Annotated in this window: 20 protein-coding genes; 5 read left to right on the top strand and 15 right to left on the bottom strand. The window is 70.5% G+C overall.

The window, feature by feature from the left end:
• Positions 1-3 precede the first annotated feature (3 nt).
• From ACIBVN_RS26410 to ACIBVN_RS26390, 5 genes are read right to left on the bottom strand one after another with little or no spacing between them, the layout of a single operon-like run.
• Complete coding sequence (locus ACIBVN_RS26410) at positions 4-1,590, bottom strand: thiamine pyrophosphate-dependent enzyme (protein ID WP_397140687.1); 1,587 nt, start codon at positions 1,588-1,590, stop codon at positions 4-6.
• Entirely contained in the window at positions 1,587-2,357 is a 771-nt protein-coding gene (locus ACIBVN_RS26405) for an ABC transporter ATP-binding protein (RefSeq protein ID WP_397140685.1), read from the bottom strand. Before ACIBVN_RS26405 ends, ACIBVN_RS26410 begins: the two co-directional genes overlap by 4 nt.
• Entirely contained in the window at positions 2,350-3,120 is a 771-nt protein-coding gene (locus ACIBVN_RS26400; protein WP_397140683.1) for an ABC transporter permease, read from the bottom strand. Before ACIBVN_RS26400 ends, ACIBVN_RS26405 begins: the two co-directional genes overlap by 8 nt.
• Positions 3,117-3,896 (bottom strand): ABC transporter permease, encoded by a 780-nt coding sequence (locus ACIBVN_RS26395; protein WP_397140681.1) that lies wholly within the window; start codon positions 3,894-3,896, stop codon positions 3,117-3,119. Before ACIBVN_RS26395 ends, ACIBVN_RS26400 begins: the two co-directional genes overlap by 4 nt.
• Positions 3,893-4,819 (bottom strand): ABC transporter substrate-binding protein, encoded by a 927-nt coding sequence (locus tag ACIBVN_RS26390; RefSeq protein WP_397140679.1) that lies wholly within the window; start codon positions 4,817-4,819, stop codon positions 3,893-3,895. Before ACIBVN_RS26390 ends, ACIBVN_RS26395 begins: the two co-directional genes overlap by 4 nt.
• Positions 4,820-4,920: 101 nt before the next feature.
• Here ACIBVN_RS26390 and ACIBVN_RS26385 point away from each other — a divergent pair, with 101 nt between their 5' ends.
• Entirely contained in the window at positions 4,921-5,691 is a 771-nt protein-coding gene (locus tag ACIBVN_RS26385) for an IclR family transcriptional regulator (protein WP_397140677.1), read from the top strand.
• A gap of 75 nt (positions 5,692-5,766) precedes the next feature.
• On the opposite strand, the gene ACIBVN_RS26380 is transcribed toward ACIBVN_RS26385, so the two are convergent.
• Positions 5,767-6,639 (bottom strand): MurR/RpiR family transcriptional regulator, encoded by an 873-nt coding sequence (locus ACIBVN_RS26380; RefSeq protein WP_397140674.1) that lies wholly within the window; start codon positions 6,637-6,639, stop codon positions 5,767-5,769.
• On the bottom strand, positions 6,624-8,060 hold the full coding sequence (locus ACIBVN_RS26375) for a glycoside hydrolase family 3 protein (RefSeq protein WP_397140672.1): 1,437 nt from the start codon (positions 8,058-8,060) through the stop codon (positions 6,624-6,626). The genes ACIBVN_RS26380 and ACIBVN_RS26375 overlap by 16 nt, the downstream gene beginning before the upstream one ends.
• An 88-nt stretch (positions 8,061-8,148) precedes the next feature.
• Between ACIBVN_RS26375 and ACIBVN_RS26370 the strand changes: the two genes are divergently transcribed.
• Positions 8,149-9,678, top strand: a complete 1,530-nt coding sequence (locus ACIBVN_RS26370; RefSeq protein ID WP_397140670.1) for a glycoside hydrolase family 10 protein — start codon at positions 8,149-8,151, stop codon at positions 9,676-9,678.
• A 167-nt stretch (positions 9,679-9,845) separates the two neighbouring features.
• On the opposite strand, the gene ACIBVN_RS26365 is transcribed toward ACIBVN_RS26370, so the two are convergent.
• Entirely contained in the window at positions 9,846-10,493 is a 648-nt protein-coding gene (locus ACIBVN_RS26365; protein WP_106236302.1) for an FHA domain-containing protein, read from the bottom strand.
• A gap of 237 nt (positions 10,494-10,730) precedes the next feature.
• Here ACIBVN_RS26365 and ACIBVN_RS26360 point away from each other — a divergent pair, with 237 nt between their 5' ends.
• Genes ACIBVN_RS26360 through ACIBVN_RS26350 form a run of 3 tightly spaced genes read left to right on the top strand, consistent with a single transcriptional unit; the run spans position 10,731 to position 13,435 of the window.
• A complete protein-coding gene (locus ACIBVN_RS26360) occupies positions 10,731-11,852 on the top strand; it encodes a citrate/2-methylcitrate synthase (RefSeq protein WP_397140667.1) in 1,122 nt (373 codons plus the stop codon).
• Between the two features lie 9 nt (positions 11,853-11,861).
• The gene (locus ACIBVN_RS26355; RefSeq protein WP_397140665.1) at positions 11,862-12,164 is read left to right on the top strand and encodes a DUF3017 domain-containing protein; all 303 of its coding nucleotides are present in this window, start codon (positions 11,862-11,864) and stop codon (positions 12,162-12,164) included.
• Between the two features lie 53 nt (positions 12,165-12,217).
• Entirely contained in the window at positions 12,218-13,435 is a 1,218-nt protein-coding gene (locus ACIBVN_RS26350) for an NADP-dependent isocitrate dehydrogenase (RefSeq protein WP_397140663.1), read from the top strand.
• Between the two features lie 88 nt (positions 13,436-13,523).
• Here the strand turns inward: ACIBVN_RS26350 and acnA are convergent, their stop codons facing one another.
• The 7 genes from acnA to ACIBVN_RS26315 all read right to left on the bottom strand — a co-directional run bounded on the left by acnA (position 13,524) and on the right by ACIBVN_RS26315 (position 22,967).
• Positions 13,524-16,112 (bottom strand): aconitate hydratase AcnA, encoded by a 2,589-nt coding sequence (gene acnA / locus ACIBVN_RS26345; RefSeq protein WP_397140661.1) that lies wholly within the window; start codon positions 16,110-16,112, stop codon positions 13,524-13,526.
• An 85-nt stretch (positions 16,113-16,197) separates the two neighbouring features.
• Positions 16,198-17,256: an Ldh family oxidoreductase gene (locus ACIBVN_RS26340; RefSeq protein ID WP_397140659.1), complete on the bottom strand. Its 1,059-nt coding sequence runs from the start codon at positions 17,254-17,256 to the stop codon at positions 16,198-16,200.
• The gene (locus tag ACIBVN_RS26335) at positions 17,253-17,900 is read right to left on the bottom strand and encodes an aspartate/glutamate racemase family protein (RefSeq protein WP_397140657.1); all 648 of its coding nucleotides are present in this window, start codon (positions 17,898-17,900) and stop codon (positions 17,253-17,255) included. The genes ACIBVN_RS26340 and ACIBVN_RS26335 overlap by 4 nt, the downstream gene beginning before the upstream one ends.
• Complete coding sequence (locus ACIBVN_RS26330; protein WP_397140655.1) at positions 17,897-18,967, bottom strand: isocitrate/isopropylmalate dehydrogenase family protein; 1,071 nt, start codon at positions 18,965-18,967, stop codon at positions 17,897-17,899. Before ACIBVN_RS26330 ends, ACIBVN_RS26335 begins: the two co-directional genes overlap by 4 nt.
• A gap of 5 nt (positions 18,968-18,972) precedes the next feature.
• Positions 18,973-20,070: an ABC transporter ATP-binding protein gene (locus tag ACIBVN_RS26325; protein WP_397140653.1), complete on the bottom strand. Its 1,098-nt coding sequence runs from the start codon at positions 20,068-20,070 to the stop codon at positions 18,973-18,975.
• Positions 20,063-21,811 (bottom strand): ABC transporter permease, encoded by a 1,749-nt coding sequence (locus ACIBVN_RS26320; protein ID WP_397140651.1) that lies wholly within the window; start codon positions 21,809-21,811, stop codon positions 20,063-20,065. The genes ACIBVN_RS26325 and ACIBVN_RS26320 overlap by 8 nt, the downstream gene beginning before the upstream one ends.
• 10 nt (positions 21,812-21,821) lie before the next feature.
• Entirely contained in the window at positions 21,822-22,967 is a 1,146-nt protein-coding gene (locus ACIBVN_RS26315) for an ABC transporter substrate-binding protein (RefSeq protein WP_397140649.1), read from the bottom strand.
• Between the last annotated feature and the right edge of the window lie 353 nt (positions 22,968-23,320).

Here is a 23,320-nt window from a genome sequence, read left to right as displayed (position 1 = left end):
CTCCTAAGGCTGGAAATCCGGATCCACGGTCACGGTCACGTCGAGCAGCAGGGGTTCCTCGCGGGCCGCGAGCGACGGCAGCACCTCGTCCAGCGCCGCCGTCAGCTCGTCGTACGTGCCCACCCGCCGGGCCGGGCACCCCAGCGACCTGGCCAGCCCGCCCATGTCCACCTCGGTGAACGGCGGCCACGGGGCCTTGCCGCCCTGTTTGTCGGCCAGCCGGTCCATGACCGCGTACCGGCCGTTGGCGAGCACGACGAACAGCGCGCCCACCCGGTAGTGCGCAGCGCTCCAGAGGGCGTGCATGCCGTAGAGCGCCGACCCGTCGCCCACGACCGCGACCACGGGCCGCTCGGGGAGCGCCATCCGCAGGCCCACCGCGGCGGGCACGGCGAACCCCAGCCCGCCCATGGCCGCCGACAGGAAGCCGAGCGGGGTCCTGGCGGGCACGAGCCGGTGCAGGTCGGGGCGGGAGGACGGGGTCTCCTCGATCAGCACGGTGTCGTCCGGCAGCCGCAGCGCCAGCTCACGCAGCACGTGCGCCGCCCGCAACGGCCGCCCTTCTGCTGGCAGTTCAGGAATGTCGGGTACGTCCGAACGCCGCGCAACCGGGGACCGGGACGGAAGCAGGGCGGCCAGGCGAGCACAGACGGCCGACGGCGAGGCGAGGTAGGCCAGGGCGGCCGGGCTCCGATGCGCCTCGGCCGGGTCGTCCGTGACCACCGCGACAGACGTACCCGGCGTCACCAAGGGCCCGGGCGCGTACGGGTACTGCCGGAAGACCGGAGCCCCCACCGCCAGCACCACGTCATGAGAGGCCAGCGCCTCCCGCAGCCGGACCCGGTCCGCCGGCAGCACCCCGGCGTACTGCGGATGGTCCTGCGGGAACCCGGCACGCCCGCCGAACGCCTCCTGGAACACCGGACACCCCAGCCGCTCGGCCAGCAGGACCAGCGACTCCCACCCCGCCCTCGCGCCCGCCACGATCGCCGGGGACCGGGCCCCCGCCAGCAGCTCCACCAGCGGCGCCAGGTCGTCATCGGAGACGGCGATAGGCCGCACCACCCGGACCGGCGCCGCCACGCTCTCCCCGGAGCAGGGCGCCTCCCAGTCGTCCATCGGCACCACCACCAGCGCGGGCCCGCGGAAGGTCGTCGCCTCGTGAAAGGCCCGCGCCACCGCCCCCGGCACGTCCTGCGCCCGCACCGGCTGATCAACCCGCACCGGATACTCCCCGGCCAGCCCGCGAAGGTGCCCGGCCAGGAACGGCTCCAGCGCCAGATGCCGCCGGTCCTGCTGCCCGACCAGGATCACCAGCGGAACCCGGTTCACCCGGGCGGTGGCGATGGCCCCCACGGCGTTCCCCAGCCCCGCAGTGGTGTGCAGGACGGCCAGCGCGGGCGCCTCGTGCCCGATCGCCCACCCGGTGGCCATCCCGACGACCGAGCCCTCGTGGAGGGCGAGCACGAAACGCAGGTCGTCCGGCAGCCCGGTCAGCAGCGTCACCTCGGTGGAGCCGGGATTGCCGAAGACCGTGGTGAGCCCGTACCGCCTGAGCACGTCGAACGTGGCGTCCCTGACCGTCGTCATCGCCCGCCCCTGGCCCGCTGGATCTGCCGGTACACGTGCCCGCGCAGCTCCCCGAAGCGGGGCAGCGACCGGGTCGCGAGCTGATCGCGTTCGGGGGGCAGGTCCACCTTCAGGTCCTCCATGATCACGGTCGGGGACGAGGACAGCACGATCACCCGCTGCCCCAGGTACACGGCCTCGTCGATGTCGTGGGTGACGAACAGCGTGGTGACCCCGAGCTCCCGCCACAGCCGCAGGATCAGGTCCTCCAGGTCGGCCCTGGTCTGCGCGTCCACGGCGGCGAACGGCTCGTCCATCAGCAGCACCTGCGGCTCGTACGCCACCGCCCTGGCGATGGCCACCCGCTGCTGCATGCCGCCCGACAGCTGCCAGGGATGGGCGTCGGCGGCGTCGCCGAGCCCGACCGCCTCGAGCGAGTCCGAGACGAGCGAACGCCTGCGCCCCGCGGGCACCTTCTTCTCCTTCAGCGGCAGTTCGACGTTCTGCCGCACGGTCATCCAGGGGAACAGGCTCCTGCCGTACTCCTGGAAGACCACGGCCATGCGCGGCGGCGGCCCGGTCACGAGCGCGCCGTCCACCCGCACCTCGCCCCCGCTGACCGGCAGCAGCCCGGCGACGCACCTCAGCAACGTGGTCTTGCCGCATCCGGAAGGCCCCACCACGCACACCAGCTCACCGGCGCCGACGCCGAAGGTGATCGAGTGGATCGCCTCCACCCGGCGACCCGGGCTCTCGTAGACCTTGTGCAACGAGGAGATCTCAAGCACGGGCGGCTCCACTGCCGTAGTACCAGGACAGCACCCGCCGTTCCACGCGGCGGAAGAGGACGGACAGCGCCAGACCGAGCAGCCCGAGCAGCAGGATCCCGCTCCACATCTCGGCGATCTGGAACTGCCGCTGGAACAGCACGATCGTGAACCCCAGCCCGCTGGAGCTGGCGAACATCTCGCTGATGACCATGAGGATGATCCCGATGGACAGCGCCTGACGCAGCCCGGTCATGATCTGCGGGCTGGCTCCCCGCAGCACGAACCGCCGCAACCTGGACGCGCCACGCACCCCGTACATGCGGCAGGTGTCGGCGAGGACCTCGTCAAGCGCGCGTACGCCCTCCACGGTGTTCAGTAGGATCGGCCACACGCAGCCGGACACGATGACCAGCACCTTCATGGGCGTGTCGATCCCGGCCAGCAACATGATCAGTGGCACCAGCAGGGGCGGCGGGATGGCCCTGAAGAACTCCAGCACCGGCTCAAGCGTGGCCCGCAGCCGCCACGACGACCCGATCAGCACGCCGAGGCCCACACCGAGCAGCCCCGCCACCGCGTAGCCCGCCAGCAGCCGCCCGACGCTCGGCAGCACGTCCTCGGACAGGCGCTCCGAGAACCAGGTCTCGGCGAACGCCCGCCCCACCACGCCGGGGCTCGGCAGGTAGAACGCGCTCCCGCTGACCGCCCACCAGACCAGCACCAGCAGCCCGGGCAGGGCGAGCAGCCTGACGACTCTCATGAGCTGCCTGGCGGCTCTCATGCGGCCACCTCCGACCGGACGCTGGGATGCCAGGCCAGCACCTTCCGTTCGAGCAGCCGCACGGCCGCGTTCACCCCGATGCCGACCAGCCCGGCCAGCACGATCAGCGCGTACACGGTCGGCACCGCCCCGCTGCTCTGCGCCACCTGGATCTCGGCCCCCAGCCCAGGGCTGCCGATCACCAGCTCGGCCGTCACCGCGAGGATGAACGCCACCACCGCCGCCAGCCTGAGCCCCGTCATGACGTACGGCAGCGCGGTCGGCCACACCAGGTGCCTGACCCTGGACCAGGCCGACAGCCCGTACGACCTGGCGGTGTCGAAGGCCACGGAGTCCACGGCCGCGACGCCGTACAGGACCTGGATGAGCACCTGCCAGAACGACGCGTACACGACGAGCATGAGCGTCGAGCCGAGCGACGGCCCGAACAGCAGCGTCGCCAGCGGCACCAGCGCGACCGACGGGATGGGCCGCAGGAACTCGACCGTGGAGTTCGTCAGCGCGCGCAGCCCCGGCACGATGCCGATGACCACGCCGGCCACGACCGCCGCGCAGAACGCCAGCGCCAGCCCCAGTGCCCAGCCGCGCATGGTCTCGCCGAGCGCGATCCACAACTCCGGCGTGGCCAGCCCCGCGGCGAGCGTGCCCAGGATGCGCGAGGCGGGCGGCAGGAACCGCTCGTCGACCAGGCCGAGCCGCGGTACGGCCTCCATCAGTGCCAGCAGCCCGCCGAGTCCGGCGAGACCGTACCCGATCCTCGTCAGCGAACCGGTCACGGCACCAGCGCCGAGACGTCGACCTTCTGCTTGAGCACCCCGTCCGCCAGCGCCAGGTCGGCCACGGTCTGCACGGACGCCTTGTCCACCTCGACGGGCCACTTCGGCAGGTAGATCTTCGCGATCACCTCGGGTGCGATCTTGGTGTACGTCTTCAGCACCTCTCTGACCTCGTCCGGATGCGAGTCGGCGTACTCCAGCGACTTGCGCATCGCGGCCGTGAACCGCTTCGTGAGGTCGGAGTCGGTCCTGCCCGTGGTGAAGTACATGGCGACGGTCAGATTGGGCGCGGCGTCGGCGAAGTTCCAGGCCACCGGGCGCGCTCCCTGGCTGATGGCCTGGCTGACGAACGGCTCGACCACCCAGATGGCCTCCACCCGGCCACTCTGTAGCGCGGCGGGCGCGTCGGGGAAGGGCAGCTCCACGAACTCGATGCCGCTGGGGTCGCCTCCCACGTTGCGCACGGAGGCGCGTACGGTCGTGTCGCCGATGTTCTTGAGCTGGTTGACCGAGATCTTCCTGCCCGCCAGGTCCTTGGCCGTCCTGATCGGGCTGTCCTGCTTGACCAGCACCGCGCTGAAGTCCTTGCCCGGCTGCCCGGTGGAGGAGACGCCGTTGGCGACCACCTTGACGTCGAGGCCCTGCTGCTTGGCGGTCAGCAGCGAGGTCGTGTTCGCGAAGGCGAACTGGAACTGCCCGCTCACCGCCCCCGAGACCGCCGCCGCGCCGCCCTGGACGGGGGTGATCGTGAGGTCGATGTTCTGCTCGTCGAAGAAGCCCTTGGCCTTGCCGAGGTGGATCGGAGCGGTGTCGACGATCGCGATCACTCCGGCGTTGACCTTGGCCGGGCCGGTCGAGGTGGGCTGGGTGCCGCCGCAGGCGGCCACGAGTAAGGCGGCGAGGACGATGAGAGCGCGACGCACGGTTGCTCCTATTTGTTCGCGATGCGCACATGTATTCTCTGACCGAACAACCCCGTATCGCGGAACTTACGCCTTTACCGGCCCATGTCAAGGGGATCACGATGGTTGATCACGTGCAGTCGCTGGCGCGTGGGCTCGCGGTGATTCGGGCCTTCAGCGCCACGGAGCCCCAGCTGACGCTCAGCCAGGTGGCCCGCGCGACCGGGCTCAGCAGGGCGGCGGCCCGGCGGTTCCTGCTCACGCTCGAGGACCTGGGGTACGTGCGCAGCGACGGACGGCTGTTCGCGCTCACGCCCAGGGTGCTCGAGCTGGGGTACGCGTACCTGTCGAGCCTCTCGTTGCCCGAGGTCGCCGATCCGCACCTGGAACGCCTCGCCGCCGAGGTGCACGAGTCGGCCTCGGTGGCGGTGCTGGACGGGGAGGACGTCGTCTACGTGGCCCGGGTGGCGACGGCCCGGATCATGCGCGTGACGATCAGCATCGGGACCAGGTTCCCTGCCTACTGCACGTCAATGGGGCGGGTGCTGCTCGCCGCCCTCCCTCCGGCCGAACTGGACGCGTACCTGGAGCGGGCCGAGCTGCGCCGTCTCACCTCGCACACGATCGTGCTGCCGGCGGCGTTGCGCGCGGAGCTGGACAGGGTGCGCGAGCGGGGGTGGGCGATGGTGGATCAGGAGCTGGAGGAGGGGCTCCGGTCGATCGCCGCGCCCATCCGCGACCGGTCCGGCCGTACGGTGGCCGCGCTGAACGTCTCGACCCACGCCAGCCGCACGACCCTCCAGGCGGCCCGGCGCATCCTGCTTCCCCCGCTGCTGGGCACGGCCGCCAAGATCGAAGCCGACCTCGCCGCCCTGACGGTCACCCGCGCCTGACCCCCGCGACCCGCCGCGTGCCCGGCCACCGGCCCGCCTTCTCCCAGAGGACGGCAACCACCGGCGGCGGGAGGGTCAGCGGTTGCGGTAGCGGTCCGTGGCGTCGCGGGTCGCGCGGATGGCGGCGTCGGAAGCGTCGTACGTCTGCTGCGCCAGCCCCACGAAGATGCAGTCCACGATCAGCAGCTGACTGATCCGGCTGGCCAGCGCCCCGGGCCGGAAGGCCGTCTCCCGGCCCGCCGACACCAGCGTGTGGTCCGCCAGTTCGGCCAGCGAGGAGCGCGGGTTGTTCGTGATCGCCACGACCAGCGCCCCGGTCTCGGCGGCTGTGCGGGCGGGGACCAGCACGTCGGGCGTCTCCCCGCTGCAGCTGATCGCGACCGCCACGTCCCCTTCCCGGAGCAGCGCGGCGCTGGTCAGCGCCAGGTGCGCATCGCTGAACGGATGGCTCGACAGCCCGATCCGCAGCAGCTTCTGCGACATGTCCGCCGCCACGAGCCCCGAGGCCGCGACGCCGTACACGTCCACTCGACGCGCCACCGAGATGGCCTTCACCACGTCGCCCAGCTGATCGGGATCGAGCTGCGCGGCGGTGTCGGCCAGCGCCTCGGACTCGGCCCGGGCCACCTTCGCGATCACGTCCGTCAGCGGGTCGTCGGGCGCGAGGTCGCCGGGCACGAGCCGTTCCGGCTCCTTGGCCACGGCCGCCGCCAGCGCGAAGCGCATCTGCGAGTACCCCGAGAAGCCCAGCGCGCGAGCGGTCCGGACGATGGTGGCCTCGCTCGTCCCTGAGACCCCGCTGAACTCGGTGATCGTGCTCCGTACCACCAGCCCGGGATCGTCCAGGATGATGCGGGCGATGGCCTGCGCCGCCGGCGTGAGCGACGGCAGCACGGCACGCACGGCGGCGACCGGGTTGGCGGGTTCGGTGGTCACTGAGTCAGCCATTCAGCCGCAGCCTGCGCGGACACGCGGGAGATCCCGTGGGTGGCCACGTGGACGGCGTCACCCGGGGGCGCCGGGACACCGGTGTCCACCACGATCGCGTCTGGCCGCATCGCCAGCGCCTTGGCCACCGTCTCGCGTACCCAGTCGTGCCGGGCGGCGTCGTGCACCACGAGCACGATCGGCCGGGCGTCGCTCTTGAGGTCCGGCAGTTCGCCCGCGGGCTCCAGCTGCAGGCACGCTGTGTTCGGCAGGAGGGTGGCCAGCGCCGCCGTGATGCCCGTCGGCGTGGCGGGGTCCACGGCCTTGTTGAGGCGGGTGTTGACCTCGACGACCAGCGGTCCGCGGTCGAGTGTGGCGGTGCCCGAGGTGGTCAGCGCCGCCTTGGCCGCCTCCAGGCCCACACCGCGGTCCACGTCGCTCCTGGCCTTGTCGCGCAGCGCCGCCTGCGCGCCGTACCACTCCGAGAGTGCGAGCACCCGCGCCGCCGCCTCGGCGAGCCGCTCCTCGGACAGCTCTCCGGAGCGCACGGCGGCGACGATCGCGTCGCGCATCTCGTACACGATCTCCTCGGAGCCCTGCCCCACGCAGATGGCGTCCACCCCCGCGTTCAGCGCTCTAACCGCGATCTCGCCGGGGCGGAACATGGCGGCCACCGCCTGCATGTCGATCGAGTCGGTGACGAGCATCCCGTCGAAGCCGAGCTCGCCCCTCAGGAGCTCGGTCATCGCGGTACGGCTCAACGTCGCAGGCAGCGACGGGTCGAGAGCGGGAATGAGCAGGTGGCCCGACATGACCGCGCGCACCCCCGCGCCGATCGCAGCCCGGAACGGCGGGAGGTCGCGGGAGAAGAACACCTCGCGGGAGGCGTGTACGGTCGGCAGCGCCAGGTGGGAGTCGGTGACCGTGTCCCCGTGGCCGGGGAAGTGCTTGGCGCACGCGGCCACGCCCGCACCCTGGACCCCGTTCACGTACGCGACCGTGTGGCGGGACACCAGATCGGGGGACGGACCGAACGAGCGCACGCCGATGACCGGGTTGGCCGGATTGGAGTTCACGTCGGCGTCGGGTGCGTAGTTGAGCGTGATGTCCAGCTCCGCCAGCATCCTGCCGATCTGGTGGCCCACCCGCTCGGTGAGGGCCACGTCGTCCACCACGCCCAGCGCCCTGTTGCCCGGAAAGGAGCTGCCGGCCAGGACCTCCAGCCGGGTGACCGTGCCGCCCTCCTCGTCGATGGCGATGACGGCGGCCGGATTCTCGGCGCGCAAATGCCGTACGAGCTGTGCGTCGATGGCGTTGCGGGCGAACAGGACGACCCCGCCGAGACCTTCACCCAGGGCGCGTCGCAGCCAGTCGAGAGCGGAGGTCCCCTCGTACCCTGGATGCAGCACGGTCATCGCCAGTCTGGACAGGTCACCGCTCATCGGCATTTTCCTTCACGGTTGTTGATCTGAAGGTAATTTTCTGTCATCGTCGCCTTCGATACAACCACTTTCGAGAGGCCACCCCCCAATGCCCAGCAGAAGGACTCTCCTCAAGGGTCTCGCCCTCGCGGCCGCCGCCTCCGCCGTCCCGCTGCCCGCGTTAGCGCAGGCGGACTATGTTCCGCCGCTGCGCCAGATGCGCGGCATGTGGATCGCCTCCGTGGTCAACATCAACTGGCCCTCGAAACCGGGGCTGACCGCCGAGCAGCAGAAAGCCGAGCTCATCGCCTGGCTCGACGTGGCCGTGCAGCGCAAGCTCAACTCGGTGTTCGTGCAGATCAGACCGACCGCGGACGCGTTCTGGCCATCGCCCTTCGAGCCCTGGTCACAGTACCTGACCGGCACCCAAGGGCAGGACCCCGGCTACGACCCGCTCGGGTTCGCCGTGGAGGAGACGCACAAGCGCGGGCTGGCCTTCCACGCCTGGTTCAACCCGTACCGCGTCTCGATGCAGCCCGACCCCGCCAAGCTGCACCCCGACCACCCCGGGCGCAAGCACCCCGACTGGATCCTGCCGTTCGGCGGCAAGCTCTACTACAACCCGGGCCTGCCTGAGGTGCGGAAGTTCTGCCAGGACGCGATGATGGACGCGGTCACCCGCTACGACATCGACGGCCTGCACTTCGACGACTACTTCTACCCGACCAACACCACGGCCTTCGACGACAGCGCCACGTTCGCCAAGCACGGCGCGGGCTTCCCCGACCTGGCCTCCTGGCGGCGCAACAACGTCGACCTCATGGTCCAGGAGATGCAGCAGCGGGTCCTTGCCGCCAAGCCGGACATCGCGTGGGGCATCAGCCCGTCGGGCATCTGGCGCAACAAGGCCACCGACCCGCTCGGCTCGGAGACCAACGGCGGCCAGTCGTACGACAACCTGCACGCCGACACCCGCGGCTGGGTCAAGAAGGGCTGGCTCGACTACATCGCGCCGCAGCTCTACTGGTACATCGGGCAGCCGCCGGCCGACTACTCCAAGCTCGTCCCCTGGTGGTCGGACGTGGCGAGCGGCACGAAGACCCTGCTGTGGATCGGCCAGGCCGCCTACAAGGCGGGCGACCCGGCGCAGGCGGCCCAGTGGCAGGCCCCCGGCGAGCTGTCCAGCCATCTGACGCTGAACAGGAACCACCCTGAGATCGGCGGCGACATCTGGTACAACGCCAACGACGTCAAGGTCGACAGGATCGGCTCCATCACCACCGCCGTCAAGGACCACTACCAGCGACCGGCGCTCGCTCCCGTGCTGCCCAGACTGGCGGACGGCGAGCCGCCGCGCCGGCCCGTGCTGGCGTACGCGCTGCGCCGCTCCGGCGGGGTCGAGGTACGGGCCGTGGCCACCGGCAGGGACGAGCCGTTCCTGCTCGCGATCTTCCGCTTCGACGGGCACGCCTCGCCGGAGGCGTTCGCCGACGCGCGCGACCTCGTCGCGATCGTGCCCGGCGACCGGCAGATCCGCTGGACGGACCCGGACGGCAAGCGCGGCGACCACTACTACGTGGTGGCGGTGGACCGGGCCAACCGGACCAGCAAGCCGAGCAACGGCTTCAGAGTGATCTGAGGGCGTGCTGCGCCGACGCGGGTCGCCGGCCGGGTCTCCCGGCCGGCGACGTGCCCGCTTCCCGTGGTCGCGGGCACGTCGACACTCAGGTTCCGACGCTGCCGGAACCCCTCGCCGAAGCCCCGGTCGCGATCAGGCCCCAAGAGCCGTCCCTAGAAGAAGCCTCTTCAGGATGCCCTTCGCCCAGCCGCCGATGGCTGCTCGGTCGAGGCGCCCGACGACCGCTGTGGTGGCACCACGGGGGTCGGGCGTACCAGACCGAGCGCGACGACCTCGTTGGCGAGGCGTGTGCGCCGGTTGGTGCCCTCGGGGATCCTGAACTTCTGGTAGAGCCGCAGCAGATGCTGCTTGACCGCGGCCTCGGTCACGACCAGGTCGTCGGCGATCTCGCGTGCGGTCGCCGGAGCGACGAACGCCTCATCCGACAGCGCCGGCCTGCAGAGCGAGGTCAGCACGTCGACCTCGCGCCTGGTCAGCTCGGGCGCCGCCGCCCTGCGCAGCTCGACCTCGGGGGTGAAGTCCTCACGGGGGACTCCACCGATGCGACCCCGCGCCGCGCCGAACGAGACGACGTCGCCGTCGTCAAGAACCCTCCGGGCGATCGGCCTGCCGTTCACCCGCGTGCCGTTCCTGGACAGGCCCAGGTCGACGACGTACAGGTAGGGTCCTCGTCTGACGAACTCGGCATGGAGCCGGGACACGCTGGGATCGGTGAGCCGAATGTCGACTCCCCGGCCCCTCCCGACCGTCGTGATCTCGGGGCGCAACGGGACCACCTCGCCAGTGTCCTCGATGCGTATGAACGGCCCCTCCACTGGCGGTTCCTCCCCTTGTGAGGCAGCGTATGAACGGCACGCCTCCACCTGGGCACGGCAGTTCCTCCCCAGGTAGCCCGCCGTAACTATTACTACAGCTCCGGCTTACCCAAACGAGGGGATGCGGAATCGCCTTTGCTGAAAGGAGAATCCGGCGTGAAATTGGTCTGGACCTTTGCGGCCGGTTTTGCCTGCTCACGGGTAGACTTCGGTCGAAGATAAGCGGAGGAACCACTCATGGCGGACAAGCCCACGAAAGGTCTGGCCGATGTCGTAGCGGCGTCCACAGCGCTGAGCGACATTGACGGAAAGGCCGGTCGCCTCTTCTACCGTGGATACGACATCCACGACCTGGCCGGCCGCGCGACGTTCGAGGAGACCGCACACCTGCTGCAGCGCGGCAAGCTGCCCAACCGGTCCCAGCTCGACGCCTACGGCGAGGAGCTGGCGCAGGGCCGGGAGCTGGGCGCCCTCGTCTCCGCGAACATCGCCGAGATCGCCGAGAAACAGAAACCCATGGAGGCGCTGCGCTCGCTGGTGTCGCTCTCCGGCGCGGACGACCCCGACAAGGACTCCATCGCCCCTGACGCCAACCTGCGCAAGGCGGCCCGGCTGACCGCGCAGCAACCCCTTCTGGTGGCCCGCTACCACGCCGCCCGCACCGGCGGCAGCGTCCCCGAGCCGGACCCCTCCCTGAGCATCGCCGCGAACTTCCTGCACGAGATCACCGGCCGCGTCCCCGACCCCCGTGAGGTCGAGATCTTCGACGAGTGCCTGGTGCTCCACGCCGACCACACCATGAACGCCTCCACGTTCGCCGCCCGCGTCTGCGCCGCGACCCTCTCCGACATGCACTCCGCGATCGTCGCGGCCATCGGCACCCTCAAGGGCCCGCTGCACGGCGGCGCGAACGAGCAGGTCATGAAGACGCTGGAGTCGATCCCGCCGGGCCAGGTGGCCCAGACCGTACGCGACAAGCTCGCGGCCCACGAGAAGATCATGGGCTTCGGCCACCGCGTCTACAAGACCGAGGATCCCCGCGCTACCCACCTGCGCAGGATGTCCGCCGAACTGGCTGAGGCCCGCGGCGACGACACCTACTATCGGATGTCCAAGGAAATGGAGGAGGTCGTCTTCGAGACCAAGGGCCTCTATCCGAACGTCGACTTCTACGCGGCTTCGGTCTACCACTATCTCGGCATCCCGACGGACCTGTTCACGCCGGTCTTCTCGGTCAGCCGGATGTCCGGCTGGACGGCCCACGTCATCGAGCAGCACGCGGACAATAGGCTGATCCGGCCCGACAGTGAGTACATCGGGGAGACCGATCAGAAGTGGAAGCCGGTCGACGAGCGATAGTGATGAGCGTTGAGCGATCATCGGACTGAGCGCGAGAGCTGGGGACCGTACCCGCTGATCCTGGCGGGTGCGGTCATCGGCGTGCTCGTGATCCTTCTCTGGGACCTGAACTTGGGCGGGTTCGTGCTGGGCGGCGTGATCATGATGGCCGCCGCTCTCCGCTTCGCCGGGTACAACGGGGACCTGTCCGTACGCAGCAAGAGGGCCGACGTCATCACGCTTGCCGGGTTTGGGTTCGTGCTGGTCCTGACCTCGCTCTTGCTTTACAACAACGAGCTCAAGGCGCTGATCCTGTCCCTTTTCGCCCGTTGACCGGACGGTCCGATAGCCTCAACGCATCAATTCATTGAAGGGGAACCATTCGCATGCCCAAGATCAAGGTGGAGGGTCCGGTCGTCGAGCTTGACGGCGACGAGATGACCCGGATCATCTGGCAGTTCATCAAGGACCAGCTGATCCTTCCCTACCTCGACGTCGACCTGAAGTACTACGACCTCGGCATCGAGCACCGTGACGCCACGGACGACCAGGTCACCATCGACGCCGCCAACGCCATCAAGAAGTACGGCGTCGGTGTGAAATGCGCCACCATCACCCCGGACGAGGCGCGGGTCGAGGAGTTCGGCCTCAAGAAGATGTGGAAGTCCCCCAACGGGACCATCCGCAACATCCTCGGCGGCGTCATCTTCCGCGAGCCGATCATCATGTCCAACGTGCCGCGCCTCGTCCCCGGCTGGACCAAGCCCATCGTGGTCGGCCGTCACGCGTTCGGCGACCAGTACCGCGCCACCGACCTGAAGATCCCGGGCGAGGGCACGCTGACCCTCACGTTCACGCCGAAGGACGGCTCCGAGCCGATCGAGCTCGACGTGTACGACTTCCCCGGCAGCGGCATCGCGATGGCGATGTACAACCTGGACGAGTCGATCCGCGACTTCGCCCGCGCCTCCATGCGCTACGGCCTGGCCCGCAACTACCCGGTCTACCTCTCCACGAAGAACACGATCCTCAAGGCGTACGACGGCCGCTTCAAGGACATCTTCGCCGAGGTCTTCGAGACCGAGTTCAAGGACGAGTTCGACAAGGCCGGCCTCACGTACGAGCACCGCCTCATCGACGACATGGTCGCCGCGGCGCTCAAGTGGGAGGGCGGCTACGTCTGGGCCGCGAAGAACTACGACGGCGACGTCCAGTCCGACACGGTGGCGCAGGGCTTCGGCTCGCTCGGCCTGATGACCTCGGTCCTGATGACCCCCGACGGCAGGACCGTCGAGGCCGAGGCCGCGCACGGCACCGTGACGCGCCACTACCGCGAGCACCAGAAGGGCAACCCCACCTCCACCAACCCGATCGCCTCGATCTTCGCGTGGACGCGCGGCCTGGCCCACCGGGGCAAGCTCGACAACACCCCCGCCGTGACCGAATTCGCGAACAAGCTGGAGGAGGTCTGCGTCGAGACCGTCGAGGGCGGCCAGATGACCAAGGACCTGGCGCTCCTGGTCGGCGGCGACGCCAAGTGGCTCACCACCCAGGACTTCCTGGCGGCGCTGGACGAGAACCTCAAGAAGAAGATGTCCGCCTAGATCTCGAACACGGCCTCTACCTGCGGTTATGCCGCAAGGTAGAGGCCGTTTCGCATGTCCGGGGGCCGTCACGCCGGAACGGCGCCTGTCAGCTGGACGGACCCGCGAGCAGGCCGCGCAGGACAAAAGGCATGATTCCGCCGTGCCGGTAGTAGTCGGCCTCGCGAGGCGTGTCGAGGCGGAGACGGGCCTGGAAGGTGACGGCGCCGGCGGTGACGGTCACGGTGGGCGGGAGGTGTGCTCCACCGGGCGTGGCGAGGCCGGTGACGCTGATGACTTCCCGGCCGGTGAGCCCGAGCTCGTCCGCGCCCTGGCCGGGGAGGAACTGCAGCGGCAGGATGCCCATGCCGACCAGGTTGGCGCGGTGGATGCGTTCGAACGACTTGGCGATGACGGCTCTCACGCCGAGCAGCGCGGGTCCCTTGGCGGCCCAGTCACGGGAGGAACCCGCGCCATAGCCCTCCCCGGCCAGCACCACGGCCGGTACCGCGGCCTCCTGGTAGGCGCGGGCGGCCTCGTACACGCTGGTGATCGTGCCGCCGTCCAGGAGGTTCGGGGTCAGACCGCCCTCGGTGCGGGGGGCGAGCTGGTTGCGCAGGCGGAGGTTGGCGAAGGCGCCGCGCATCATGACCTCGTGGTTGCCGCGGCGGGAGGCGTACGTGTTGAGCTGGTGGCGTGGTACGCCGAGGCCGGTGAGGTAGCGGCCGGCGGTGCTGGCCGGGAGGATGGCCCCGGCCGGTGAGATGTGGTCGGTGGTGATGAAGTCGCCCAGCTTGACCAGGACGCGGGCGCCGGTGATGTCGGTGACGGGCGGCGGCTCGGGCGACATGCCGTCGAGGTAGGGGGCGCGGCGCACGTAGGTGGAGTCGGGGTCCCAGGGGTAGGTGGCGGAGCTGGAGACGTCCAGGCGCTGCCAGCGCCGGTCGCCGTCGAGGACGTCGGCATAGGCGCGGGCGAACATCTCCGGCCTGATCACCTGCTCGATGACCGCGCCCACCTCCTCGGGGGCGGGCCAGAGGTCACGCAGGTAGACAGGGTCACCGCTGGGGTCGGTGCCGAGAGGTTCGGTGGTGAGGTCGAGGTCCATGGTGCCGGCGATGGCATAGGCGACGACGAGCGGGGGCGAGGCGAGGTAGTTGGAGCGGACGTCGGGCTGGATCCGGCCTTCGAAGTTGCGGTTGCCGGACAGGACCGCCGCGACGTCGAGATCGTGCTCGGCCACGGCCTTCGACACCTCCTCGACGAGCGGTCCTGAGGCGCCGATGCAGGTCATGCAGCCGAACCCGGCCAGGGTGAAGCCCAGGCGCTCCAGGTACGGCGTCAGGCCCGCTGCGCCGTAGTAGTCCATGACGACGCGCGAACCGGGAGAAAGGGTGGTCTTCACCCATGGCTTGGCACGCAGCCCGCGCTCGGCGGCCTTCTTGGCGAGCAGCCCGGCGGCGACCATGACCGAGGGGTTGGAGGTGTTGGTGCAGGAGGTGATGGCGGCGACGGCGACGGCGCCGTGCCCGATCTCCTGGCCGCTGTCACCGAGGCGGGCGCGCGCGGGCAGATGGGCCTGCGCGCGGAAGGCGGCCTTCACCCCCTCCAAAGGAATGCGGTCCTGGGGGCGGCGCGGGCCGGCGATGGACGGGACGACGGCGGCCAGGTCGAGGTCGAGCTCGGCGGTGTAGGCGGGCGACGCGTCCGGCTCGTGCCACAGGCCCTGCGCCTTCGCGTAGGCCTCGACCAGGTCGGCGTGGTCGGCGGAGCGGCCGGTGAAGCGCAGGTAGCGGACGGTCTCGGCGTCGATGGGGAACAGCGCGGCGGTGGAGCCGAACTCGGGGCTCATGTTGGAGATCGTCACCCGGTCGGTGACCGGCAGCGCGGTGACGCCGGGCCCGTGGAACTCGACGATCTTGCCGACCACGCCGTGGTCGCGCAGCAGCTCGGTGAGGGTCAGCACGAGGTCGGTCGCGGTGGCCGCGACCGGGAGCTCGCCGTGCAGGCGCACGCCCACCACGTCAGGGACGAGGATGGACACCGACTGGCCCAGCATGGCCGCCTCGGCTTCGATGCCGCCGATGCCCCAGCCGAGCGTGCCGAGCCCGTTGACCATGGTGGTGTGCGAGTCGGTGCCCAGGCACAGATCCGGGTAAGCCTCGTCGCCGTTCAGCATGATCACGCGGGCCAGGTACTCCACGTTGATCTGGTGCATGATGCCCTTGCCCGGCGGCACCACGGTGAAGCCCCGCAGCGAGGCCTGGCCCCAGCGCAGGAAGCGGTAGCGCTCGGCGTTGCGCTCGTACTCCAGGTCGGCGTTGCGGGCCAGGGCGTCGGGGCGGCCGAAGACGTCGGCGATGATCGAGTGGTCGACGACCAGCTCCGCGGGGATGGCCGGGTTGACCCGGGCGGGGTCGCCGCCGAGTGCCGCCATGGCGTCCCGCATGGCGGCAAGATCGGCCAGCACGGGCACCCCGTTGGTGTCGTGCAGGAACACCCGAGCGGGATGCAGGTCCACGGCGGCGGTCCGGCCGGCGTGCGGCTGCCAACCGGTCAGCGCCCGCACCTGCTCGGCGGGTGCGGCGTGCCGGAGCAGGTTCTCCAGCATGATGCGCAGGCTGTACGGCAGGCGCGCGGGCGCGTCGATGGTGTGGATGCGGTACCGGCGGGATCCCACCGTGAGGTAGTCGGTCACGTGTCCTGCCCTTGCAGCGAGACGGGGCGGCAGAAGATGTTGCGGTGCTCGGCCACGCGGTCGCGGCGCACCCGCGGGTGCACGGTCACGACGGACATGCGGCCATCCACTCCGGCACGGGGATCGAGCACTCTTGGGCCAGCCGTCGCAGGCCGCGCAGGGTCTTGCCGGGCAGCCCCACCCCGGTGAGTGCGGCCTCGGCCGCGTTGCGGTCCTCGATCTCGCCGGGATAGAAGATCTCCGCGCAGCCGGGTGCGAGTGGCACCGCCTTGGTGCGGCCGATGAGGTCATCCAGGCGGCGGGCGTAGTCGGCGGGGTCGGCCACGGCGTCGAGGCGGAGCGCGAGCAGCAGGTGGCCGCAGCCACTGCGCCGGTCGGGGACGTACGGGCCGGCCACGTCGGTGGCGTACGAGCTGCCGGTCAGCACACCGGACAACACGTCCATCATGAACGCGATGCCGTACCCCTTGTGTCCGGCCATGGGCAGGATGAGGCCGTCGATGGCCTGCCGCGGGTCCGTGGTGGGAGTGCCGTCCGCCGACTGGGCCCATCCCAGCGGGATGGGCTCCCCTCGCTCCAGGGCGGCGTAGATCTTGCCGCGGGCGACCGTGGTGTTGGCGAGGTCGAGCACGACGGGGCCGCGCCGGCCGCCGGGGACCGCGATGGACCACGGGTTGGCGCCCACGCTCTTCTCCCGGCCGCCCCACGGGGCCATGGCCGGGCTGCCGTTGGTGGTCAGCAGGGCGACGCAGCCCTCGGCGGCGATCATGCGGGTGAAGTACGCGGCGGTGCCGAAGTGGTTGCTGTTGCGTACCGCGACGATGCCGACCCCGTGCTCGCCCGCGCGGCGTACGGCGTCGCGGGCCGCGTGGGCGGTGACGACCTGGCCCACGCCGTCCTCCCCGTCGAGGACGGCGACCGCGCCGCCGTCGATCATGGTCGCCACCTCGGTCAGCGGGCGCATGGCGCCGGACCGCAGGCGGTCGGCGTACCACTCCAGGCGCAGCATGCCGTGCGAGGGGTGCCCCCACATGTCGGCCGTGACCAGGCTGTCGGCCACGAGCCGCGCGTCGGGTCCGGGGACGCCGAGTGAGGTCAGGACCGCGACCCCGAAGGAGACCAGCTCGGTGGGAGGGATGCTCATGCCAGCGCCTCGCGCAACGCCCTGGCCGCCGCGAGCGGCGGGCTCAGCACCGGCAGGCCGAGCCGGTCGGCCAGTTCGGCGCGCACCGGGCTGATCGAGTACTGCCCGAGCAGGACCACCTCGACGCCGCCGAGGCCGGGCACGGCGGCCCGCGCGAGCGCGTCCGTCAGGCCCGGCCAGTCGTGGGCGGCGGCCGCGGCCGCGGCTCCAGGCGCCGAGACCGCACGCACCTCGACGCCGTCCGCCACCTCCTTGAGCCGCCGGGCCGAGTCCGCCGCGGCGGAGTCGAGCGAGCCGAGCACGAGCACGGTGCCGGGCCGCCGCCGGGCGACTTCGGCGAACATGGCCTCGTCCGAGCCCGTCACCGGCACCTCGTGCAACCGCCGCGCGAGCCCGGCGACCGGGCCGTACATCGAGCAGGACAGCAGCACCGCGTCGGCGCCGCCGCGGACCGCGTAGTCGATGAGGGCGAGCATGCGGCGCGTCAGCGCGGGTGTCATGCCGCCGGCCGCGTCGGCCTCGGTGACGAGCCGGTCGTCCAGGAGGTGCCAGGCCGTGGCCTCGGGAAACCCTTCGCCGAGCCCGTCGGCGGCGGGCTGGATGGAGGCGGGGGTGGCGTTGACGACCGCGACCGTCGGGTTCATCGCTTCACACCGGCGGCGACGGCCTCGGCGAACGCCCGGGTGCCCGCCGTGCCGCCCATGTCACGGGTGCGGGTGCCGGCCCGGACGGTGTCGGCGACCGCGGCCTCGATCAGGGTGGCGGCCCGGGCCAGGGCCGGGTCCTGGTGGCGGGCGCCGAGCCAGTCGAGCAGCATGGCGCTGGAGAGGATCATCGCGATGGGGTTGGCCAGGTCCTGCCCGGCGATGTCGGGTGCGGAGCCGTGGGCGGCCTGGGCCATGGCGCGCTCGTGGGAGGCGTTGATGGACGGGGCGATGCCGAGCGATCCGGCGATCTCGCCGGCCAGGTCGGACAGGATGTCGCCGAACATGTTCTCGGTGACGATCACGTCGAAGTCGTTCGCCCGCCGCACCAGGTGGACGGTCATCGCGTCGATGTGGAAGTCGTCCACGGTCACCTCCGGGTAGCGGGCGGCGACCTCGCGGCAGACGTCGCGGAACATGCCGGTGGTCAGTTTCAGCACGTTGGCCTTGTGGACGATCGTGAGCTTGCCGCGCCTGCGGGAGGCGAGCTCGAAGGCCTCGACGGCGATCCGCTCGACCGCGGGCCGGGTGATGATGCCCATGGCGATGGCCACGTCGGGAGTGGGCATGAACTCGCCGCTGCCTCTGTAGGTGCTGCGGTCGGCGTAGAAGCCCTGGGTGTTCTCCCGGACGATGACCAGGTCGGTGCCGGGGACGACGGCGTCGGCGCCGTCGAAGGACTTGGCCGGGCGGATGTTGGCGAACAGGTCGAAGTGCTTGCGGATGGTGCCGCTGGGGTTGAGCTTGGAGCGGTGCGGCTCGGGGTAGGCGGCGCTGTCGTGCGGGCCGAGCAGCCAGGCGTCCAGCCCTTCCAGAGCGGTCAGCGTCGATTCCGGCACGGCGTCGCCGTGGGTGTCGATGGCCGAGGCGCCCAGCGGCAGCTCCACCCAGTCGACGGGGGCGGCGCCGGCGGCGGCGAGCGCGGCGTCCAGGACCACGACGGACGCGGGGACGATCTCGGGGCCGATGCCGTCGCCTTCGAGTACGCCAAGACGGTAGGAAGTCACGAAATTTACGTCCTTACGAGTGCTTCGACGTCCTCGGGCAGGGCGTCGGTGGTCGGGTAGAGCAGGCAGGCGGCGGGCTCGACGATGAGCGTGACCTCGCCGGTCAGCCCGGAACGGGTGGTCTCAGCCTGGATGACGTGCTCGCCCAGGCGCAGGCCGTACTCGTGGCGGGAGCCGACGTAGGAACTGGTGAGCACCTCGGCGGTGAGCACGTTCACGCCGGCGGGGGCGCTGCGGCCGGGCGGGAGGATCTCCAGCCGTTCTGGGCGGACGGCCACGGTGACGCGCCGGTCCGGCGCGGCGTCCGGAACGGTGATGGTCTGCCCGGTGCAGTCCAGCCGCACCTGCGCCGGGCCGGTCGTCGTGCCGGTGAGGAAGTTGCAGCGGCCGACGAAGGCGGCCACCTCGGCGGTGGCGGGCCTCTCGTAGATGTCTTTCGGGGTGCCGATCTGCACCATGTCGCCCTTGGACATCACCGCGATGCGGTCGCTCAGGGCCAGGGCCTCTTCCTGGTCGTGGGTGACGTACACGGTGGTGATGCCGAGGTCGGTCTGCAGCCGCTTGAGCCAGGCGCGGGCCTGCTCGCGCAGTTGCGCGTCGAGGTTGGACAGCGGCTCGTCAAGCAGCAGCACGCTGGGGGAGTAGACCAGGGCGCGGGCGAGCGCGACGCGCTGCTGCTGGCCGCCGGACAGCTGGTGCGGGTAGCGGTCCTTCAGCTCGGCCAGGCCCACCTTGCCGAGCGCCTCGGTGATGAGCACGTCCTGCTCGCGCCGGTCGACCTTGCGGATCTTGAGCGGCATGGCCAGGTTCTGGGCCACGGTCATGTGCGGCCACAGCGCGTACGACTGGAAAACCATCCCGAGGTTGCGGCCCTCGGGCGGCACGAACGTGCCCGCGTCGACGAACGTGTGCTCCCCGACCGCGACGCTGCCGCCGGTTGGCCGCTCCAGGCCGGCGATGCAGGCCAGGGTGGTGGACTTCCCGCAGCCACTGGGGCCGAGCAGCGTGAAGAACTCGCCGTCGGCGACGGTGAAGGTGACGTCGTGCAGGACGGCGTTCTCCCCGAACTGCTTGGACAGGTTGGCGACCTTGACCTCAGGCATCGTTACGTCCCTTGAGAAGTAGTCCGGCGAGCCCGACGAACGTCGCCGTGATGGCGATCTGCAGGCTGGCCAGCGCGGCCACGGAGCCGGTGTTGCCCTGCACCCACAGTTCGAGCATGGTGGTGCCGATGATGTTGGAGTCCGCCGAGGCCAGGAACACCGCGGGGGAGTACTCCTTGAGCAGCGTCACGAACGTCAGGATCAGCGCCCCGGCGAAGGCCGGCCGCAGCAGCGCCGCCAGGATGCGGGTGAAGGTGCGCACCCAGTCGGCCCCGGACACCCGGGCGGCGTTGTCGAGCTCGCGGCCGATCTGCATGATCGACGGTGAGATCGAGCCGAAGCCGCTGGGCAGCGCGCGCAGCCCGAACCCGATGATCAGCGCCCACAGCGTGCCCTGAATCAGGGTGCCGAGCCCGAAGGGCGCGAAGGCCAGCGCCCAGAACAGGCCGATGCCGACGATGATGCCGGGCATCGCCTGCGGGGCGAGCGCCAGATATTCCACCGCGCGGGCGAAGCGGAAGCTCGAGCGCCTGGCCACCATGACCGCCAGCAGCGACAGCGCGCTGACCAGGACGGCGCCGACCGCCGCAACGAGCAGGCTGTTGACGATGGACTGCACGTACACGGGATAGGTGAAGATCCGCTCGTAGTTGTCGCCGGTGAGGGTCTTGAACGGCGACTGCAGCGGCGTGAACACCTGGGTGAAGGAGCGGAAGACCAGCCCGCCGATGGGCACCAGCGCGCCCATCACCACGTAGCAGGCGACGGCGGCCACGCTCACCCACTTCAGCCACCCCAGGTCCAGGGGACGCGGCCGGGTGGCCTTGCCACGCACCGAGACGAACCGCTGGGCATTCTTCAGCAGCTTGGCCTGCATCGCGACCAGGCCGACGGTGACCGCCAGGATGATCGCCGACGCCGCGCCCAGCACCCCGGAGTCCGGATTGATGGACTGCAGGCCGTTGCGGTAGAGGAAAGTGGAGAAGACGTCGATGCCGACCGGCTGGCCGAACAGCAGCGGCACGCTCAGCGTCTCGACCGACATGCTGATCACCAGGATCGAGCTGTAGACGACGGGCGGGCGCAGCAGCGGCAGGAGCACCGAACGCAGGACCCGCAGCGGCCCGGCCCCGCACACCTGGGCCGCGGCCTCCAGCGAGGCGTCGCTCTGGCGCAGCGCGTTGGCGCAGAAGGTGTAGGCGATGGGGGCCAGCGCCACCGCCTCGGTGAGGGCCATGCCGGGGATCGAGTACAGGTTCCACGGCAGGAAGCCGAGGATCCGGCGTATCTCGACGCTGACGAACCCGGCCGGGCCGTACATGGTGATCCAGCCGAAGCCGAGGATGAGCGAGGAGATGAAGAACGGCCACTGCATGGCGGCGGCGAACACCCTCCCGCCGGGCAGCTTGGTGCGCACCACGACCACCGCCATCGGCACCGCGATGAGCAGGCTGAGCACGGTGGTCAGCCCGGCGAACAGCGCCGTGTTGAGCACGACGCGGCCGAAGCCCGCCTCGGTGAACAGCCGCACGTAGTTGCCGGCGCCGAGCACGCCGCCCGCCTCGTACAGGGGGCGGTCGAGGAAGGACTGGTACAGCGTCGGGACGACCGGCGCCAGCACCAGGACGGCCAGCAGGAGCAGCACGCCGTACTGCAGCCAGCTCTCCCTGGCCAGCCCCAGCGGCCTGCGGTAGCGCGGCGGGGGATGCGCCGGCGGACGCGGCGGGGAAAGGGTGGTCATCGTGTTCCTCTCAGCGGCCGAGCAGGCCGTTCCACTTGTCGGTGAAGGACTTGACCTCGGCGTCGGGGACCTTCGCGTACTTGGCGATGATCACGTTGGCCTGGCCCACGGACTGCACCAGCTCCTGGTAGGTGTGCAGCCCGTCGCCGGTCGCGATGCCCTCGCGGTAGGAGGTGAGCCCGCCTTCAGCCACCGCCCGCTGGCCCTCCTGCGACAGCACGAAGTCCACGAACAGCTTCGAGGTCGCCGGATGCGGCGCCTTGGCGGCGATGCCGATGCCGCGCGGCAGCACGACCGTGCCGTCATCGAGGAAAGAGATCGCCAGCAGGCCGCCGCTCTTGTCCACCACCGGGTACGCCGGGGCGGCGCTGACGAAGAAGCCGGCCACGTACTCGCCCGAGGTGATCTTCTCCAGCTGGGTGCCGGACGACGTCTCCGGCCTGGCCAGCGGCAGCACCGACTGCAGCGAGGTCCACGAGTCCGGGCGGGCCTCGGCGAAGGCGTGCGAGACGGTGAAGCCGAACGCGCCGCTCACGTCCCGCGTGGTGATCTTGCCCTTGTACTGGGCGGGGTCCTTGGCCAGGATCGCCGCCAGGCTCTTCAGCCCGGTCGGCTTCTCGGGCAGCAGCGAGGTGTTGTACGCGATCGACAACGGGTCGACCGACATGGCGTACACGTTGGGCAGCAGCTCGCCGAAGTCCGGCAGCTTGCCCTTCTCCGGTGAGGCGTACTCCGACAGGGTTCCCGGCCGAGCGGCGAAGTCGGCCCATGCCTGGGCGGCGTTCGACACGACCAGGTCGGCCGGGGAGTTGCCGGTGGCCTGCTCGCTGAGCACCCGCTGGAACACCTCGTCGCTGTCCAGGTTGTTGGCCGCGATCTTCGTCACCCAGGGGTACTTCTTCCCGAAGTCCCGGAAGATCGGCGCCCAGTTCTCCTGGTCGGTGTTGGAGTAGATGGTGAGGGTGCCGCCCTCCTTCTTGGACGCCTCGATGAGCTGGGCGTACTCGCCCGGGTAGTAGGACGGGGCCTGTCCCGTCGCGATCGAGTTCGGCGGCGGCTCTTTCGCCGCCTCGCCACCTCCGCCACAGGCCGTGAGCAGGCCGAGCGCGAGTACGGCGACGCCGAGGGCGCGGAAGGTGGGGTGGAAGGTGGTCATGTGCTTCCTCCTAGACCAGGCGAGACCGACCAGCGTCGCCTGCGATGCCGCACACTTTGCTTCGTTATAATCTATGGCGTCAAGCCTTCGTTTCCGGAATGTAACGCGGCCAGCCTCATGGACGCCTTATAGCAGCCTCCATGACATAGCTGCAGGTAGCCCGAGCTCTTGTCGTCTGGACGGGGCGGCGGTGTAGGTTATAACAGTCACCGACGAGACAGGACAGCGATGAGCGAATCAGCGCCCGAGCTCTACTCCACCAAGGCGGACTTCGCGTACCTCCGCGTCAAGGAGCTGATCCTGTCCGGGACGCTGCTGCCCGGCTCGGTCATCGCGCAGGCGCAGCTGGCCCG

Source organism: Nonomuraea sp. NPDC049400 (assembly GCF_044466425.1).
Taxonomy (GTDB): Bacteria; Actinomycetota; Actinomycetes; order Streptosporangiales; family Streptosporangiaceae; genus Nonomuraea.
Note: the sequence above shows the minus strand (reverse complement) of the source record. Positions and strands in the feature narration are given on the sequence as shown.

Bases quoted from the DNA above. Each gene is read 5' to 3' on its own strand.
- ACIBVN_RS26320 (WP_397140651.1), bottom strand. From the start codon at position 21,811: ATGACCACCCTTTCCCCGCCGCGTCCGCCGGCGCATCCCCCGCCGCGC.
- ACIBVN_RS26350 (WP_397140663.1), top strand. From the start codon at position 12,218: ATGCCCAAGATCAAGGTGGAGGGTCCGGTCGTCGAGCTTGACGGCGAC.
- ACIBVN_RS26325 (WP_397140653.1), bottom strand. From the start codon at position 20,070: ATGCCTGAGGTCAAGGTCGCCAACCTGTCCAAGCAGTTCGGGGAGAAC.
- ACIBVN_RS26360 (WP_397140667.1), top strand. From the start codon at position 10,731: ATGGCGGACAAGCCCACGAAAGGTCTGGCCGATGTCGTAGCGGCGTCC.
- ACIBVN_RS26400 (WP_397140683.1), bottom strand. From the start codon at position 3,120: ATGAGAGCCGCCAGGCAGCTCATGAGAGTCGTCAGGCTGCTCGCCCTG.
- ACIBVN_RS26335 (WP_397140657.1), bottom strand. From the start codon at position 17,900: ATGAACCCGACGGTCGCGGTCGTCAACGCCACCCCCGCCTCCATCCAG.
- ACIBVN_RS26385 (WP_397140677.1), top strand. From the start codon at position 4,921: ATGGTTGATCACGTGCAGTCGCTGGCGCGTGGGCTCGCGGTGATTCGG.
- ACIBVN_RS26370 (WP_397140670.1), top strand. From the start codon at position 8,149: ATGCCCAGCAGAAGGACTCTCCTCAAGGGTCTCGCCCTCGCGGCCGCC.
- ACIBVN_RS26380 (WP_397140674.1), bottom strand. From the start codon at position 6,639: ATGGCTGACTCAGTGACCACCGAACCCGCCAACCCGGTCGCCGCCGTG.
- ACIBVN_RS26340 (WP_397140659.1), bottom strand. From the start codon at position 17,256: ATGAGCATCCCTCCCACCGAGCTGGTCTCCTTCGGGGTCGCGGTCCTG.
- ACIBVN_RS26315 (WP_397140649.1), bottom strand. From the start codon at position 22,967: ATGACCACCTTCCACCCCACCTTCCGCGCCCTCGGCGTCGCCGTACTC.
- ACIBVN_RS26410 (WP_397140687.1), bottom strand. From the start codon at position 1,590: ATGACGACGGTCAGGGACGCCACGTTCGACGTGCTCAGGCGGTACGGG.
- ACIBVN_RS26375 (WP_397140672.1), bottom strand. From the start codon at position 8,060: ATGAGCGGTGACCTGTCCAGACTGGCGATGACCGTGCTGCATCCAGGG.